Source organism: Brevibacillus sp. (assembly GCF_003521185.1).
In the GTDB taxonomy this organism is placed as follows: domain Bacteria; phylum Bacillota; class Bacilli; order Brevibacillales; family Brevibacillaceae; genus Brevibacillus; species Brevibacillus parabrevis.
The window spans coordinates 22,531-40,647 of sequence record NZ_DOTK01000054.1; the positions used below are offsets into that span (position 1 = coordinate 22,531).

The 18,117-nt window shown below is 54.2% G+C and carries 9 protein-coding genes; all 9 read right to left on the bottom strand.

Translation table 11 applies throughout. From position 1 onward, the window contains the following. Positions 1-5: 5 nt before the first annotated feature. Positions 6-7,271, bottom strand: coding sequence for a SpvB/TcaC N-terminal domain-containing protein (locus DEP07_RS17385; protein ID WP_287102800.1), 7,266 nt, complete (start codon positions 7,269-7,271; stop codon positions 6-8). 396 nt (positions 7,272-7,667) lie between these two features. After that, positions 7,668-8,036 carry an acyl-CoA thioesterase gene (locus DEP07_RS17390; protein ID WP_242771258.1) on the bottom strand — a complete coding sequence of 123 codons (369 nt, stop codon included), beginning with the start codon at positions 8,034-8,036 and terminating at the stop codon, positions 7,668-7,670. A gap of 120 nt (positions 8,037-8,156) precedes the next feature. Next, complete coding sequence (locus DEP07_RS17395; protein WP_122966419.1) at positions 8,157-8,984, bottom strand: carbohydrate ABC transporter permease; 828 nt, start codon at positions 8,982-8,984, stop codon at positions 8,157-8,159. A 13-nt stretch (positions 8,985-8,997) separates the two neighbouring features. Further along, the gene (locus DEP07_RS17400; RefSeq protein ID WP_122966418.1) at positions 8,998-10,308 is read right to left on the bottom strand and encodes a carbohydrate ABC transporter permease; all 1,311 of its coding nucleotides are present in this window, start codon (positions 10,306-10,308) and stop codon (positions 8,998-9,000) included. 144 nt (positions 10,309-10,452) lie between these two features. Further along, positions 10,453-11,787 (bottom strand): ABC transporter substrate-binding protein, encoded by a 1,335-nt coding sequence (locus tag DEP07_RS17405; RefSeq protein WP_173598071.1) that lies wholly within the window; start codon positions 11,785-11,787, stop codon positions 10,453-10,455. Between the two features lie 64 nt (positions 11,788-11,851). After that, on the bottom strand, positions 11,852-12,904 hold the full coding sequence (locus DEP07_RS17410; RefSeq protein WP_217021047.1) for a Gfo/Idh/MocA family protein: 1,053 nt from the start codon (positions 12,902-12,904) through the stop codon (positions 11,852-11,854). A gap of 15 nt (positions 12,905-12,919) precedes the next feature. Then, complete coding sequence (locus DEP07_RS17415; RefSeq protein ID WP_122966415.1) at positions 12,920-13,888, bottom strand: sugar phosphate isomerase/epimerase family protein; 969 nt, start codon at positions 13,886-13,888, stop codon at positions 12,920-12,922. Between the two features lie 56 nt (positions 13,889-13,944). Then, a complete protein-coding gene (locus DEP07_RS17420; protein WP_307723381.1) occupies positions 13,945-14,961 on the bottom strand; it encodes a LacI family DNA-binding transcriptional regulator in 1,017 nt (338 codons plus the stop codon). 206 nt (positions 14,962-15,167) lie between these two features. After that, positions 15,168-18,050, bottom strand: coding sequence for a PAS domain S-box protein (locus DEP07_RS17425; RefSeq protein ID WP_173599810.1), 2,883 nt, complete (start codon positions 18,048-18,050; stop codon positions 15,168-15,170). Between the last annotated feature and the right edge of the window lie 67 nt (positions 18,051-18,117).

The window sequence follows — 18,117 nt, forward strand, 5'->3', positions numbered from 1 at the left end:
GTTTTTTAATTCTTCGGAATAGCCCGCAACGACCAGACCACATCCAGACGTTCCTCATCGGTCATCGTGCTGTTCGGATCGCTCGCCTCCGTCACCTTCTCGATATAGCTCAAGGCGAAGGAAGTTTGTTCTTTGGTGCCGCTTCCTTTATTCAAATCAACGCCCGTCGATACTTTGGTCTCATGCAAGATTCTGCTCAGTTGAATCACATCTGTCGCCTCGTCAATCCGCTTGTGCACGAACTTGCGCACCGAATCGGCATAGTCCTTGATCGGCGTGCCGCCGTCGCTGAGCTTGAAGCCCGTCTTCATGATCGTTTTCACTTCGTCCAAAGTCGGGATGGACTCCGAAAAAGCTTTCCCCAGTCTTTCCTCTACGAGAAGCGCCTGTTCCCGCACTTTTTCGATCGCCTGGTTTTCGTGAGCGTTTTCTGGATTCAGGTTGCCTGGCGTACTGTTCAGCTTGGTTAAACCAAAAGTCAAATGCTTCTCCACTGGTGCGGATTCCTTGGGAGCGCGGGTGATTTTATATTTTTGATAGCGTTTCATCTGCCACTTGATGAACTTCTCTTTCCCTGCATTTTTGATCACCAGGTTGATGATGCGCTCGTAGGACGGTCTGATCACATCGTCGTAGCCAATGACGTGGCGGCGATCCTGTTCCTTTTTCAGCTTGATCTTTTTCCCCGCCGAGTCGAAATCGGGCCGCCCGGAAAAGCGGAAGTATTTGTCGGTGTCCCGTTTGACCGAAAGCTTTTTCTTTTTCGGTTTCGATTTGCCGCCGTTTGCATTCTTTTTGGCCTGTTTGATCGACACGTAGCCCCCTGCATCGCGGAAGACCAACGGGTTGTTTTGGGCGAATACGAACAAATTCAAGCCGTCGACTTCCCCCGCCGGATCGGGATTGATCCACCTGCCCAGCCACGGCGCAAAGTAGCGGGCGCCGTAGTAATAAAAGCCAGTGAGCGAATCTCTTTCTTTTCCGCCGTAGCGATACAGCTTCCGCTTTACTTCTTGCAGGCTGGTGCCTGCGATGAGTGACGTGCCGCCGTACGGGTAATATTCTTCCAGGCTGATGATTTTGCCGGATGCATCCGTCTCCAGCACGGCCGAGCCTAAATGATTTTCCAGTTGGAAGCGGATTTGCGGATTGCTGGTCACGTCGGATGGAAGACCTTCTGTCCAGGAGAGGCAGACGGCGATGCAATGCTGCCCGTCCATGATTTTTTGCGTGTGCTTTTCTTCTTTTAGCTGGCTTCCTTGCAGCGTGCGCCTGATTTCAAAAGTTCCCATGTATATCGTTTCTTCTCTGTGCACGACTGTGTTGTTGTTCGCATAGCGCTCTGTCACTTTGCGAATGCGGGTTCCGCCGCTGTCATACACGTAATACTCGCTGTCCGAAAAGCCGGATTCCCGCGCGATGACCGTCACCTGGCGAATGTTGTTCCGTTCGTTCCAGGCGATCTCGTCGATCCCGACCATGCGGATGGCATTGCCGTTTCGGTCGAAAAAGTCATCGATTTGCTCGGCTGTCAGCGGAAGCCCAGTCGCACTGGCGGACAACAGTTCGGTTTCGACTGCCCGATTGGAGCGTTCCGAAACAGTCATTTGCCGTGTCCACGAGCCGGAATCAGTCCCGGTCAGATGCTTGGTCAAGAACAAGTTTCCGGCAGCGTCGTACGTGAAGCGGCGAGTGTAGTTGCGCAGTTGCTGCTGGTCGTTCAGCGGTACGTTTGACAGCGGGACAAAGCCGCTATCGGCAAAAGCCCCGGCAGACTCCGTTTGCGGCGACATGCCCGGATGTTCACGGCCTGTCCCTTCGATCAAGCGGTAGAGAGCGTCGTACGTGTAGACAGACTGCGGTTTTACCACTTGCTGATTGGCAAAAACAGTGGACAGCGCCTGATCCGTTACGCATGCGATATTGCCAACGGGATCATACGTGTAGACAATGTCCTGCATCAGCTTGCGGTCCGCCTGCCGCGTGCTGATCGCGCGAAGCAAACGGAATGTCGCAGGCTCGTACTCGTATTTGGTCACTACATCGTTTCCGTATTGAATGCGGGTGCGCTGGCCTTTTGCGTCGTAGGAAATGCCTGCCACATACGGCTCGGCTGGCGATTCTGGAGTTTGTTTGACCAGCAGCTTGTCCAACAGCCCCGACAAATGGTATTCGTATTGCTGCGCAAGCCCGTTGGGAGCGGTAGCGACAGTCAAACGCGCCAACGCATCGTACTCGTAGGAAGTCGTGTACACCGTTGGTTCCAAAAGCGTGCTCGGCTCCTGCCCGCTTCCCCAGTCGGTCTGCTCGCGATAGCTGGTGCACAGCTGTCTGCTTGCCCGAAGCATGGAGCCACCCAGATCGTACGCGTGATGCGTAACCAATCCTGCCTGGTCGTACTGCTGGTAAATTTGCCCGCGCAGGTTGAACTTCGCCGGATCTTCCCCTGCTAAAGCCTGCTGGGCTGCTGGGCTGTCTCCGTACACGATCCGTTCCAGGACAAAAGACTTCCCTTCATCCTGGCGAATCGTTTCGCTCAGCCGCCCTAGCGCATCGTATTTGTAGCGCAAAAGCTGATTGTTCGCATCTCGCGTCAAAATGACGTACCCGAACATGTTTGAAAGCTGCCAGCGTTCCCCGGCGTCTGCGCTCTTTTTGTACAAAATGTTGCCCACCAGATCGTATTGCGTGAAAAAGTTGCGCTCGCCGGACTTGGCCAGGCGCGGGTCAGCGCCGCTGATCTGGTTCCCCCGGACGTCCCATTCGTAGCAAGCCGCAAGCTCTGCGCCTGCCTTTTGAACGGACGACAGCTTGCTGATCACAGCCGCTTCCTGTGAAGCGTATGGAGCGCTGAGTCCGAGGGTGAAGCCTGCCCGCGCAGGTTGGAACAAATAAGTCAAAGCCCCGCGAAAATCGACGAATTGCTTTGTTTGCAGCTCCTGGAACAATTCTTTTGCCTGACTGATCGACAAGCCCAGCGCAGTAAAATCGTCAGGAGCAACTATTCCTTCTGTTTTTTGAATCAAGCGGATCGTTTTGCCGTCGCAGTTGAGCTGTTTTTCGACTGGAGTCCCGGCGAACAGGCTTGCTTTTTGCAGCGCCAGCCTGTCCTGTTGAAAAGCAGGGTCCTCGTCGTCCACATGCTGTTGGTAATAGCGGGATTCGAGGATCGTATCGTTTTCGTCTTCGTGCCATTCGGACCACGCGGTAAAGCGAACCCGCGTAAAAAAGCCTTTGGCCGTATCGACCCGGATGACGCGCCCGAGCGGATCGTAGGTGAGCGTGGAAGAAACTCCGAACGTCCGCAGCACCGGATCGTCGACGTAGACGTACGAGGACGAATAGTAAGGCTCGTACTCTTTTACCGGCTTGCCCTTGTTGTTGTAGAGAGTACGTCCCGTCGCCAGCCATCGCGGCTCTACCGGGTCAGGCAAAAGTTTTCCGTCCGGGCCGTACGCCGCTCCCGGCTCGACCTTCACCATCTGCTGGTGCTCGCGGCCAAATCCGTCGAGGTACGTCAACTGGGTAAAAGCAGGTCGAGATTCGCTCGATGCATAATCTTGCGCGTTGAGCTGGATCGAAACGATCGGTTGTTTGCGCTCTGCCCAGGCGAAGTCGTCGTAGGCAAAGTAGCACGCCGCTCCCTGCACATAAAAGCGACCGCCATCAGGGCTGTGCAAAAGGCGATCCAGATCGGGACGTCCGCGCTCCACATAGGCGGACAGCGGCTGGAAGCCTGTCGCCACTCCCCCTTCTGTCCCGTAGTACGACATCGCGATCACACGTCCGAACGGGTCGAACAACACTTCTGTGCAGTTGCCGTTTGGATCGAGGACTTGCGCAGGCTTCATCGTCTGATAATCCAGCTTTTGCACGCTCGTCGCATTTCCGAGCGCATCTGTCGTCTGCTCGATGAACAAGTAGGACGAGTCGTAGCGATATGTCGTCCGATTGCCGAACGGGTCTACGGCGAATTGCGGCAAATAAAATCCTGCCGCCCCCAAATGAACTTCCAGCAAGCCGGGATTCCACCAAAAATCACCGTCCGGGAAAAAGCCGCCTTCCTGTTGCAGCAACTCGTTCAGTTGCGACGCTGGCAGTACCTCGGCAAATCGCTCCACGATCTGCTGTTCCGTTACAACGGCTGTCTCTGTTTGGCAAAGCAGTTTTTGCGCGGATACTTCCCCCAGCGGATAGCGTTCCTGGCGAATCGGGTCCCAGTAATAATGCCGTTCCCATCCGATGAGCGGCGTAGCCTCAGACGGACGAATGGAGGCAATCGCGCTGAGCAGCTCGTTTTTGGCAACATAGGGCCGCTCTTGGGAGAGCGTCACATTTTTCAGGTGGAACACTTTATGCTCGACGGGAACTCCCGGCAGGTACACGTTTTGTCCGATGCTGTTTAGCACCGTCGCTTCCTCGTACACGACTTTTCCCGTCAATTGCTCGGGAAAAGTGTGGGCGCCCTGTCTTCGTCCATACGAAACCGCGCACGACTTGAGGACATTTCCATACGCATCGACTTCCAGAACGAAGCTGTGCTCGATGCGCGGATCGACACACTTGCGCTCGTAATGGTACGAGATCGATTCTTGCGGTTCGATCGCAAACACGCCATACTCGCTTCGCTCGGGCAATTGAAGCAAACGGATGCAGTAGTTCATCTCCTCCACGGTGTACGGCGCAGCCGGGTCCTGATCGTCAAAGGCGACCGCAGCAGCAGGCGCGTACACTTCCCTGCGCAGAAGCTGGCCTTTCAACGAGCGGCTGGCTTGCCGGAATGTCTCGCCATCAATCACATCGCGAGGGGGCTGTCCTGCTGCTGTCGCCTGTACGAGTGTGCTGTCCGGAAGCGGATAAGCTTGCAGGTCGCCCTGGTAGTATTCGCGGGCAAACTGCCGGGACAATTCGCCGGATTCGGCAACCGCTCCCGTGTGATACCAGCTTTTGCTCCAGACAGGGGGCACATCCGTTGGTTCCGCCTCTGCCGAAAGTGTCTCGGCGTCTGTCCGTTCCACCATGCCAAAGCCGCGAAACTCCCGCTCCACGCTGTCGTAGTAGCCGTGGTGATAGGCGTACCGCGTGCACATCGTCGCCTGGGATATCCAGTCGATGCTCTCCACCTTCTCGACGACCTGAACGGGAAAAGGCAAATGCTGCTGCCAGAAAAACTCATTCTCTTTGTCTTTCATGTAAAAATAAGTGGAGGAGCGGTAGGAAATGCGCGTCTCTGCTCCGCACTGGTTTTCAATGCGGGTCAAAAGGTACGGCTTTTGGCGAGAGCAAAAATCGTAGCACCAGTGTCTGGTCGTGGGGTATTCTTCGCTGAAAACGAGCGAAGTCGTGCCGTTTCCATGCACATCTGCAAACTGTAGCTGATTGATTCTGTCCCAGCTGGCTGGCAACGGGACACTGAACGGTTCGCGAAAGGAATGGCCGCTCTGGTTCAAGTAAACTTCGATGCGATCGGGATAGGCGTAGATCAAATCCGCTGTACCAGAACCGTCCACATCGACGAGAAACAACCGGGATTCGTCCAGTCCGTCGGCAAAATACGGAGCATTTTCCATGCTTACAGGCTCACCGAAGCGTCCGTAGCCCAAATTCGGCCAGCATTGGACACTGCCGTTGGCAACCTTGACAAGATGCTGCATCCCGCTGCCGAACATGTCGGCAAACTTGACTGCCTCTGTCTTCGTTTCCTGTCGGGGCAGAGGCAAATCGCTTCTTCGCCATACACGCACCGGCTCGCCAAAGCCTTCCGCTCCCTTGCTCGGGTAGTACGTAATCGTCTCCTGATCGATGTGCACCAAGTCAGCCAGTCCGTCTCCGGTCAAATCAACGAGCGCGTGTCCATCCTGAAAAAAAGCGTTCGTAAACGAAGCAAACGGCTTCCATGGACGCCACGTTTTGCTTGGCCCGCTGGCAAAGTACCCCGCTTCCGAAAGTGTCGCAACGACCAGTGCCAACTCCCCGTTTCCAGCCAAATCCATCAGCTGCTGACTGGACGACGGTACATGATTCGCCGCAGGGAAAGTCGGCAGTTCTTTCGGACGCGCATACGCGACGATATCGCTTCCCTGTTCGTCCTGCGCCAATATCGGCTCCAGATAGAGGGCGGAAACCTCATCCTGATACAAAATACCGGGGATTCCTTCGCCGTACAGATCGATCAGCTCTGCGGAAGAATCGTGTCCCATTGCGGGAAGAGCAGCCAGGTCGAGCGCGCGCAGCGGCTGGAACGTTTGCGCTGTCGGCTCAAAGCGGGAATAGTTCAACAGAAGCGGCGGCAAGCTTTCTTGCGCATACTCGCCATTCGCCCAGCGAAAACCTGTCAGCTCGACACTGGACAACAGCGATACAGTCGATGCTTGCTCATACGAAAAGGTGTAGGATTGAACGGGAAGCGGATTGCGGTCCAAGGCTTCGAAATGATGGAACAGCCACATTTTGCGGCACAGGCGGCTTGTCCGAACTTCAAATCCGGCGTGGTACTGGGAAAAGGAATCGCTTCGGTACGCAACGGGCGGTCTGTTTGCAAACGAAGTCAGAGGGCGTGCATCTGCGGAAGAGCTGTAGTCAAAGACAACTTCGAAATGATAGGCGTCAGGGAGCGACTCCCCTTCCTGATAAGGGACTTTGTTTCCGTAACGTATGCGGCTGATATACTTGTTGGCTGATGGGATACGTTTCTCGTCTTGGTGCGCGGGGGTTTTGGAGGAGACGATGTCGGACTCGTAGTCATAGGAAATGTGGTTGCCTTTTGGGTCGAATGCTTCTTCCAGCAGCCACTGGTAAATGCGGGCAGGATCATCGGGATCACTGATTCTTGCTTGTTCAGTTTTTCCAAACAGCTGGACGAACTGTTCGCGATCGGTCACTCGCCAATGCGTGCTTCCTGTCGCTATATTTACCCAGCGCTCGATTTTGTCATAGGCGTCGACCACGCGGGGGCGGTACTTCGTAACTTGATACGTGTCTTCTCCTGCGCGGACCGTGTGCCGCTCGCCTTGTTCAGGCTGGCGAACCAGGTCATCTGCATGGGAGAGCTGAAAAATGTCTGAATCGTCATAGCGCGGGATGCCTTTTGCTGTCTTTCGTGATATTGTGGGGAGGGAAAGATGGAAACCGAGGCCAAAAATGCCGTTGCCTTCCCCTGAACTGTAGGAAAGATGCAGTTCGGGCGAACAATCCCGGCTGGGAGTAAGCCTGAGCGGGATGCTGAACGAAAAGGTTCCGGTAAACTCATTTTGCTGAAATTTTTCGCCCATTCCCGAAATGGCGCCTCCCCCTTTCGGAAGCGATATTTGATTCGTTTTGATGGTGCTCGACATAGCTTGTATCGCGGCTGCACCGATTGGATGATGTGGTGGCGCCGCGCTCCCTTCCCGTCAGATTTGATTTTCGTCGAAACGAGGCAAAACCAACAGCGAATCGTGAGGAAAGTTTGTACGCAAAGTGTATTTTAGTCAAATTTTCCACAAATTTCAACATTCTTTTTTCCGTATCAGCTACTTTTGTACTAACTTGTCATGTCTTCCTGTCACGGACTGTTTCATTTTTGGCTCCACTTCTCGCCTGCCGCTTCGTGGGAACCCCTTTTCCACGCCAAAAAAGCCCGATTCTTTTCGGATCGGACCCCTTCCTGCGCTGCTCTGCCGTCCTGCTTACGCTTTTGTCCGCAGCTCATCCGGCACGCGGATTTTCTCGCCTGTTTTGGCGCAGATAGCGACAAACGTCACCTCGGCATCCAGCACCTGCTCTTCCCGCTGGTTGTACATCCGTTGGGAAAGGACAAAGCTCGTGTTTCCCACTCGCTCTACCTCCGTATGAATGACGAGAACGTCGCCGAGAAACGCTTCCTGCTTGTAGTCCGCTTGCAGCTTGGCGACAAAAGAGCGGAAGCCCAGGTGCAAAAAATAGTCATACCACGGCTGGCGGGCTTGCTCCAAAAACTCCATGTACTTGACGTTGTTCACATGCCCCTCGCGGATCGCTTCCGCTTGCACGCGAATTTCAACTGGCGACAAATTCATCGGACTCCCCCTCATTCCTTGCTGTCAGGCGTTTGATTTCGCCCCGGCGCGGGAGATATCCTGCCAGCAACGTGTACGAAGGGCGCTCGCTTGGCTTTTGGCGGCGTATTTTCGCAGCGCTTATTCTTTCACCGCCCCGGAGGTCAAACCGGAAATAATCCGGCGCTGGAAAATCAGCACCATGACGACGAGCGGCACGGTAACGATAATCGAGGCGGCCGATATCTCTCCCCACGGAATCGTGAACATCCCTTGAAACATGACGATCCCTACAGGCACAGTCTTCATCGCTTCCTGCGTATTGAGCGTCAGCGCGAACAAAAATTCGTTCCAGGCGGCGATAAAAACGAGAATCGCGGTCGTGAATACTCCCGGCATGGCCAGCGGAAAAAACACTCGCGTCATCGTCTGCCAAATGCTCGCTCCGTCCACTTTGGCCGCTTCGCCCAAATCGCTCGGGATTTTGCGGAAGAAGATCGTCAAATTCCAGATGGCAAGCGGCAAGGCGAAAGTCGTGTACGGAATGATCAGGCCGAGATAGCTGTTGGTCAGCCCCATCGATTGCATGAACATGAAGATCGGGGAAATCGTGGCGATCTGCGGGAACATCGAGACGGCCAGCACGATGCCGAGAATGATCGTTTTGCCGCGAAAAGACAGCCAGGCGATCGCATAGGCAGCAAAAGACGCAATCGTGATGGAGTACAGAGTCGTCAGCGTCGCAACCACGGTGGAGTTCCATAAATATCTGGCAAACGGACGCTCCGTGAATACCCGAACGAAGTTGTCCAAGGTCGGATTTTGAATGATGAACTGAAAGGCCCTCTCCCCGAACAGCTCCCCTGGCGGCTTCAGCGCGGCGAGGAGAATCCATAAGAACGGGAACATCACGACGAAGACAAACAGCAGCAATCCGATGTAAAACAAAGGACCCGCCTTTTTTTGCATGACATTTTCCTCCTTATTTTCCGTTTCCCTCACCGAGGAGGTCAGCCCCCAAAATTTTGATGTAGCCGATCGAAATGAGCGCGACGCACAAGAACACAAGGACTGCGAGCGCCGAGCCTTCCCCAAAGCTCATCTGCGCAAACATCGTTTTATAGGCGTAAATCGAGATCGTTTCCGTGGAGTTGGCAGGTCCGCCGCCAGTCAGCGCGTAGATCAGATCGAATACGCGAAACGCATCGAGCGTACGGAACAACAGCGCCACGAGAATCGTCGACTTGAGCATCGGCAGCGTAATGCGGAAAAATTGCTGCATGCGGTTCGCTCCATCGACGGAAGCCGCTTCGTACAAGCTGTGCGGGATGGTCTGCAAGCCGGCGAAGAGCAGCAGAGCCATGAACGGAGTCGTTTTCCAGACGTCCGCCAAAATGACGGAAAACATCGCGCCAGCCTTTGTCGAAAGCAGCACGCCCATATCCGATACCAGCCCCGTCACTTCGAACAGATGAGCCACGATCCCGTTTTGGCCGTCGTACAAAAATTTCCACATCATCGCGGAAATAACGGTCGGGATCGCCCATGGAATCAGCACCGTTGCCCGCACCAGCCCCCGGCCGCGAAACGGACGATTGATCAACAGGGCGATGGCTATGCCAAGCACAAGCTCGATGACCACGGAGACGACCGTAAAAAAGAATGTATTATACAAGGCGGCCCACATGCGGCTGTCGGTCAAAAAATGCTGGTAATAAGCAAAACCTACATAGTTCGGCTCGATGATCGCGGACGTGATCCCGGCCATCACCCCGACGGCTCCTTCCGGCTTCGCCAGCTGTTTGTTTGCCCCCATTTCCAGCAGGGTAGATTCCGTCTGCGCCAAGGTTGTCCGGATCGCGTCTGTCGCTTCCCCTGTCAACGTCACGTATTTGAGTTCGTTCGGAATCGGCTTGAACTCCAGCAGCAACTGGTCGATGGCTTCGTAACGGCTCGCGATCTCGCCTGATTGCTGGAGCGCTTGATTCATTTGCTCGATCTCTTGCCGAATCGCCTCCAGTTTGTCTTTTGCAGGTCCCTGGGCGGCCTCCGCTTCTTTTTTCACATAGCGCAGCAGGTTGGGAAAGGTACTGACGTAGCGCTCCATATCCAGCCCATACGAGGAATGAACTTCGGTCTTTGTCGGGTCATTCAGCCGAATATCGTGCAGACTGATCCAGAATGAGCGCATGACAGGCCAAATCGCGATGATGAGGATAATCAGCAGTGCGGGTAAAATCAGCAAATAGCCCATTTGCTTTTCCGAAAGAGAGCCTTTGTTTTGTCGATTCATCCGTTCACCACCTTCTTTCCTGATTGAAAATCACAAGGGCATCTTCTGCTTGCCGCGGCCCATTCGCTTCCGGGAGAGACAGTCCCCCTCTCCCGGAAGCCACCTGGACCTGTTGGCGCGTGTCGCTAAGTCGCTGGACCCGCGTTACTTTTTCATCAGTTCGTTCATTTTTGCTTCCATGTTTTGTACGGCTTGCTCTGCGGATTGTTGTCCGGCCAGCGCTTTGGACACTTCAATCTGGATGACTTCGGAGATTTTCGGATAGATCGGCGTAGTCGGACGGGACACGGCAGCGCTCACGCCATCGACGAAGTCTTTGTTGGCGAACAGCGGGCTTGCTTTTTGCACATCGGCGTCTTCATACACAGGCAGCAAGGTTGGAGCCAGACCGCCGTGCACGGCCGAAATTTTTTGTCCTTCGGCTCCGGTCATGAACTTGAGGAACTCCCACGATTCTTTCGGATGCTTGCTGAATTTGTTGATGCCGCCCATCCAGCCGCCGAGTGCTGCGGCAGAGCCTGCATCCCCTGCCGGGAGCGGAGCGATCGCCACTTTGTCGACGATTTTCGATTGCGCCTGATCTTGCGCGAGGGCGAACTGATACGGCCAGTTGCGGATGAAGGCCGATTGTCCTTCGAGGAATGCGGTATGCGATTCGGTTTCCATAAAGGTAGTGATGTTGCTTGGGACGATGTCGGATTTGACGATCTCGATCATTTTTTGCAATCCTTTGATCGTCGCGGGGTTGTTGATCGCCACGTTGCCTTGCTCGTCGAGAATTTTTCCGCCGTAGGCAGCGCTAAATTCAACGAAGTTGCACACCAGTCCCTCGTACTGCTTGGCTTGCATCAAGTAGCCGAACTTCGTGCCGCCCTGACCTTTTGTGGCTTTTGCTTGCGCAATCAAGTCATCCCATGTTTTTGGCGGTTCTTTGACCAAATCTTTGCGGTAAAAGAGCAGTCCGGCATCGATGAATTTGGGCATCGTCCATTGCTGACCGCCGAAATTTCCGGCGTCCATCGCGCCTTTGATATATTTGCCCGTCTCGATTCCGTCTTGTTCCATCAAGCGGTCGAGCGGAAGCAAATAGCCTGCCTGGGCAAATTCAGCCGGCCAGATTACATCCAGGTCGAACACGTCGATCTCGGACGATTGCGCGCTGAACATGGTGACGTACTGATCGTGGCTTTGTCCGGTGTCGGATGGCATCTCGCGGATTTCTACCTCGATGTTCGGGTGAGCGTTCTGAAAAGCTTCCACGAGCTTTTTCGTGGAATCGGTAGCGTCTTTGCCGCGAGCGTAGACGAGCTTGACTTTTTCGGCGGCTGGCTGCGGAGCTGGCTCTGTTTTCGGCGCTTCTGGTGATGCAGGTTGTCCTTGTGCGGGTGCGGATTGCTGCGGAGTGGAGGAGCATGCTGCCAGCGAGAGTGCCACGGTCAAGGTAAGTCCCATTGATGTAAGCCTTTTCATAACTTTCATGCCATTAACCCCCTATGCTCTTTTGGTGAATGCTGAAGCCTGCTTTCACAGGCACTTCAACCGTTTACGAAAAGCGGACAGCCTCCCCGGTGCGAGCCGACTGATAGATCGCTTCAATCAGACGGGTAATGTACAAAGCTTGCTCCGGCGTGCACAGCGCCTCGGCTTTCCCTTCGATGGCATCGAGGAAGTTGGACAAGAGCGCGACCCGTTCCTGACACGGTTTGGGCGATAGCTCAGTCGTTGCCATGACGCCGCCCCATTCGTGGTAAAGAGCGAGCTGCTCATCCAGCAAGCCAAGCGATACGCCCCCTTCTTGCCCGTACAGTTGCAGGAAAACGTTTTCTTTTTCGATGTGCGACGCCCAACTTGCATCAAGCGTGAGCGAAAAGCCGTTTTCAAACGTAATCATCGCAACCGCCATGTCTTCCACGTCAAACACGCCGTTCTCATCGATCCGGCCCCACTCGGACAGCCCGCGCTTTTTCGGACCGAACTCTGCGTACGTCTGGCCGAGTACCGACACTGGCTTGGGATGACCAAGCAACCACAAGGTCAAATCGAGCATATGTACCCCGATGTCAATCAGCGGACCTCCGCCTGCCAATTCTTTTTGCGTAAACCAGCTTCCCCAGCCGGGGATTCCGTTGCGGCGCACCCAGCCTGTTTTCGCGTGGTACACGTTGCCGAACTTCCCTTCATCCAGCCAGCTCTTGACCTGCTTGGCCTGGCTGCGGAAGCGGTTGTTTTGCGCGACCATCAAAATTTTGTCCGCTCGCTTCGCTGCTTCGATCATGGCTTCTGCCTGACCGCTGTTCATCGCCATCGGCTTTTCGCACAGCAGGTGCTTTCCCGCAGCCAATGCATCCAGCGCAGCTTGCGCGTGCAAATAGTTGGGCACGCAGACGATGACAGCGTCCAGTACCGCTTCGGACAGCATCTGACGGTAATCGGAAAAGACGTGCGGGATTTCGTACTGCTCAGCCTTTTCTGCAGCTGTTTCTTTCGACACATCTGCAATGGCAACGATCTCAGCTCTCGGCTCGCCTTTGGCTGCTTCCAGATGCGCCAGGGCAATACCGCCTGCTCCTATCAATCCGATCTTGCATGTGCTCATACAAGCTCCCTCCTTTTACACCCACCACATATTTTTGAGCGGCTCGCGCAAAATCACCTGCTGCAAATTTTGTACGGCGCGCTGGAAGCCTTCCTCGATCGACATGATGGCATCCTCGTGCTCGATGCTGATGACGTAATCGTATCCGCTCATGCGCAAGGCGCTCATCATGTCTGCCCACGTCTTCTGGTCGTGTCCGTAGCCGACTGTGCGGAAGTACCAGGCCCGCTCATTCAGATTCGCATAGGAGTTCATGTCCAACAGGCCGTACATGTTCACTTTTTCCTGATCGATAAAAGTGTCTTTGGCATGGAAATGGTAAATCGCTTGTTCTTTGCCCAATATTTTGATCGCCGCCACCGGATCGATGCCTTGCCACCACATATGGCTCGGATCAAAATTGGCTCCAATCGCCTCTCCCACCTGTTCGCGCAGCTTCAGCAGCGTCCCGGGCGTGTGGACGAGAAAGCCTCCGTGCAGCTCCAGCGCGACCTTTACCTGGTGATCGTGGGCGTATTGGCCCCATTCCTTCCAGTACGGCACCAGCTTTTCGTTCCACTGCCAGTTCAGCACATCCCGATATTCGTTCGGCCAGGGGGCAACAGGCCAGTTCGGATACTTCGCGCCCTCATGATCGCCTGCTGTGCCGGAAAAGCAGTTGACGACAGGGACTTCGAGCTGTTCGGCCAGTTGCACCGTTTTGACGAACGTCTCATGCGATTGCTGGGCAAATTCTTTGTCTGGCGACAGCGGGTTGCCGTGGCAGCTCAATGCGCTGATGACCAGCCCGCGTTCTTCTACGGCTTTGCGATACGCCTCGCGCTTCCCTGCACTTTCCAAAAGCTCATCCAGCTGGCAGTGCGCATTGCCTGGATAGCAACCTGTTCCGATTTCGACTGCCTCCAATCCTGCCTCTTTCACATGGTCGAGCATTTCCTCGAACGATTTGTCGCTGAACAACACAGTAAACACGCCGAGCTTCATGCGTTTCCCTCCTTTTTCGAGCCAAGCTCTCTGTTTGGATCACATCTATGGGCGATTCATGGTGTACGCTCGTAAATCACGCTTACACTTTGCCGGACGACGAGGTGGTGTGGAACGATGCTCATCCTCTCCACCGGCTCGTTTCTGATTTGCTTGAGCAATTGCTCCGCGGCAGCCTTCCCGTACATAAACGGGTCGTTGTGAACGGTAGTCAGCATCGGTCTGGTAAAGGAGGCCAGCTCCAGATTGTCAAAGCCCATGACCGAAATGTCTTCCGGGACGCGAATCCCGTGATCGTGCAAGTAATTGAGCACCCCGACGGCCATCAGGTCTGTCGCTACAAACACCGCCGTGGGACGCACCTTCTCCTCGCAGATGCGGCGCATCGCTTCATAGCCGCTTTTGGCAGTGAAATCCCCTTCGACGACAAAACCTTCATGAATCGGCAAATCGTGTGCGCGCATCGCTTTGCGGTACCCTCCCATGCGATCCAGTCCGCACGGCGGGTCCCACAAAGGCCCGGAGACACAGGCAATTTTTTGATGGCCCTGCGAGATGAGGTAAGCGGTCGCATCGTACGCAGCCTGTACGTTGTTGACGTTGACCGTGGGAATTTGGTAGCCGGGCAAATCATGGCCGGTTACGACCGTCGGCACTTGCATGTCGAGCAGCGTCTGGAAGTTGCTCTCCAAAAAATGCACGCTCGCGATGATGACGCCATCCAGCTGCTTTTCCTTGAACAGCCGCAAATACTTCAGCTCTTTGTCCACGATCTCGTCGGAAATAGCCAAAAACATGCTGTAGTCGTCCTCGCTAAGCACGCTGTCGATGCCGTAGGTGAGGTTGGAGTAAAAGTTGTTGTTGATGTCGGGGATCATAACTCCAATGATGCGGGTTTCCTTGCTGACGAGACTTCTGGCTATCGCATTCGGTTGAAAGCCCGTCTCCTGGACGATCCGCAGGACTCTTTCCCGCAGCTCCGGTCTGACTGGCTTGGAGTTGTTCAGGACACGCGAGACAGTGGCGATAGAAACGTTGGCGAGTTGGGCGATGTCTTTTATCGTGACAGAAATGGTTTCTCACTCACTTTCTCTCATTTCGGGTAAACGTTTTCCTAAACAAAAATTAACATCCCGTATCATCTTTGTCAATATTCTGTCTTTTTACTTTTTTCGCATGTTTTCTGCTGGTTTTTGTCGAAAAAACGGTTCTATTCACGCCGCTGCCCGCACCAAAAAACCCAGAGGCATCTCTTCTCCCCCGGGCTTTACACAAACGCTCATTCAAGAGGTTCACACACAGGCAAATGAATCTCCACCGTCGTCCCCTTGTTTCGCTGGCTATTAATTTTCATCGTTCCTTGGTGGGCTTGAATAATTTTGTAGCTAATCATCAGGCCAAGACCTGTGCCCTTTTCCTTGGTCGTATAAAAAGGTTCCCCAAGCTTCGGTATTCGCTCCTCGGCTATTCCCTCTCCCTGATCCAAAATCCGAATCGACAGAGCTTCTCCCTGCTGCTTGAGCTGAATAGTGATCTGCCCGCCATACGGCATGGCCTCGATCGCATTTTTTAAAATATTAATAAAGACCTGTTTTAACTGATTTTCCTCGCAATTGACCATCGTGGCGACCGGATCAATCTCCAGCACAATCTGGACATTGTTTAAAATCGCTTCGGTCTGCAAAAGCTCTACCACCTGATGCAGCAAAGGCGGCAGATTGCGCGGCGTAAAATGGATGACCTGCGGCTTGGCGAGCACCAAAAACTCGTTGACAACCGATTGAATCCGATCCAGCTCTGACAAGATCGTTTGAAAATACTCCTGCTTGTAATGGCCTTCCTGAATAAATTGAATGAAACCGCGAATGGAAGTCAGCGGATTGCGGATTTCGTGCGCGACTCCCGCAGCCAATTGACCGACGACAGACAGCTTTTCCGACTTGCGCAGCAGCTCTTCTGTCTTTTTCAGCTCCGTAATGTCCCGGCTGATCACGACCAAGCCCGTGCGTTTGCCCTCCGGGTCGAATAACGGAATTTTACTCACATCAAAAATTCGCACATCGCCGTAGTCCAGGTAAACGACTTCTTCCAGCCGGACGGGCTTGCCTTCTTCCCATGCCCGCTTGTCCGATTCGGCGCATTGCAGCAATGCCTCGCGATAATCCGGGGAAAGCAGAGCCAGCTCCCCGTCCGTTTTTCCCTGATACGGCACGTTCTCCAGGCGGAACACGCGCAAGCAGCAATCGTTCGCCTCGATCCAGCGGCCTTCGCTGTCTTTGAAGCAGACGGAATCCGGCATGGCGTTGATCAGCGTTCGCAGTTGCTTTTCGTTTTCAATCAAGGCCGCTTCCATCCGCTTATGCTCGGTTATGTCCCGTTGAATCGCCACGAAGGCGATGAGGTTCCCTTCTGAATCAGACAGCGGCGAAATGAAGGTGCTGACATCGAGCAGCGTCCCGTCTTTTCGCTGACGCAGCGCCTCATACGATGTCACGTGGCGATTTCGGACAATTTCCTGTTGCAGCAGCTGGAAATCCGCTTGCAAAAAGTCAGGGATCGTCGGCAGCTCGGCCCCGATGACTTCCTGTTCACTCCAGCCAAACATCTGCTCGAACGCCCGGTTGACTTTAACGATATGGAAGCCGACGTCGAGCACAACGACCGAATCGTCCGTATTGCGCAGGTACACATCAAGCTGTTCCTTCGTCGAACGCAAATCCGCCTCGATCTGCTTGTGGCGAGTCATGTCTTTGGCGATGGCGTAGAAGCCGCTGATCTCGTTGTCTACATACATCGGGAAGTTGTTGATGCTGACGTCGATGCTGTGTCCATTTTTATGTTTGACAGCGATTTCAAACTCCTGCGGTCGTCCCATTCCTTCCAGGCTGAACGGATGGAGCTTTTTTTCGGCGCAATCCAGCAAGATTAGTTGGATAATGTTGCTCGCTTGCAGTTCTTCTACGGTATAGCCGATCAATCTCTCGGCGGCCGGATTGGCCTCCAGTATGTTCCCTTGCAAGTCGTAACAGATGATCGCCGAAGGGTTGTCTTCGAACAGCGAACGGTAAAATCGCTCGCTGCGGATAAACGGTTTCGCCGTTTCGGCAAAGTCGGGTGCCAACGGCTCGCGTGCGGAGCCATCTGCCCCTCCGCTCCCTGCAAAAACAGGCTGCGCCGCCGTCGCTTCCCGCACGCCGTACTCGTCGTTCGGGGGAATTGCGTACACGACAGAGCCGATCGGCCTGCCGCCATATATATACGGAATAAGTTCAAAGCGCCATATTCCCCTCACATGTTCGGCCTCCCATTGCATTTTCGAGATAATGGCAAAAGCGGAAGGAGGCGCCCCGATCAAATTTTGCTGGCGATCAACCCACCCTTGCTCGTACAGGATACTGGACGCATTAATGACCTTCCCGCCGCGATCGAGTACCAGAAAAGGACTCGTCACAGCCGAAGAGACGAGATGCGAGAAACGCTCTGTCAAGCGGAAACGTTCCTGTTCCAGTTGACCGCGCAAATATTTTTCCACGATTTGCTTTGCCGAGGTAACAGCTGACAAAGAGTGCGGGTGGTTGACCCTCCACAAGCCTGTCAAATTGAACACGCCAATCATTTGCTGTGTGACAGGATCGCGAACAGGCGCGGCGGAGCACGTCCATTTTTGCACCTCCTGGCAAAAATGTTCGCCAGCAAACACCTGTACTGGTCGCCCCGTCACGAGCGAAGTTCCGATGGCGTTCGTCCCTGCCCGATGCTCCGCCCAGGAGGAGCCGACGACAAAATTCATGTCTTCTGCTTTCAGCATCAGCGACAAGTCACCGTCCAAATGCACGATGTCTCCTGCGGCATTGCAGAAGGTGACCAAATGGCCCGAGTCGAGCGAAGCGTCTTTCATTTTCAGCAAAAGCGGCTTGAGAATATGCTGGAGCGTATCTTCTTCCCAGTACGCCTCGATCTGCGCCCGGGACAGGCTGACCGTCGTTCTCGTGCGCAGAGGATGGATATTTTGCTCCTGACAGCGCTGCCAGGATTCGTACATCAGCGGTCGAATGGCCGGTCTTTCGTTCACTCCAGAAACAAATCGTTCCCACTCCTGTTCAAGTTTGACTCTTTCTTGTGAAAGATTCGCATATCTATCCAGAGCTATCCGCTGACTCATGATCTCCATCCTCCAGATATAAAAGTGAGGGAACAACAATTCGGATAAATATTTCGACAATTACCCC

Coding starts and splice junctions, on each gene's coding strand:
- DEP07_RS17390 (WP_242771258.1), bottom strand. CDS start 8,036: ATGAATTTGTCGCCAGTTGAAATTCGCGTGCAAGCGGAAGCGATCCGC.
- DEP07_RS17425 (WP_173599810.1), bottom strand. CDS start 18,050: ATGAGTCAGCGGATAGCTCTGGATAGATATGCGAATCTTTCACAAGAA.
- DEP07_RS17385 (WP_287102800.1), bottom strand. CDS start 7,271: ATGGGCGAAAAATTTCAGCAAAATGAGTTTACCGGAACCTTTTCGTTC.
- DEP07_RS17415 (WP_122966415.1), bottom strand. CDS start 13,888: ATGAAGCTCGGCGTGTTTACTGTGTTGTTCAGCGACAAATCGTTCGAG.
- DEP07_RS17410 (WP_217021047.1), bottom strand. CDS start 12,904: ATGAGCACATGCAAGATCGGATTGATAGGAGCAGGCGGTATTGCCCTG.
- DEP07_RS17395 (WP_122966419.1), bottom strand. CDS start 8,984: ATGCAAAAAAAGGCGGGTCCTTTGTTTTACATCGGATTGCTGCTGTTT.
- DEP07_RS17405 (WP_173598071.1), bottom strand. CDS start 11,787: ATGAAAGTTATGAAAAGGCTTACATCAATGGGACTTACCTTGACCGTG.
- DEP07_RS17400 (WP_122966418.1), bottom strand. CDS start 10,308: ATGAATCGACAAAACAAAGGCTCTCTTTCGGAAAAGCAAATGGGCTAT.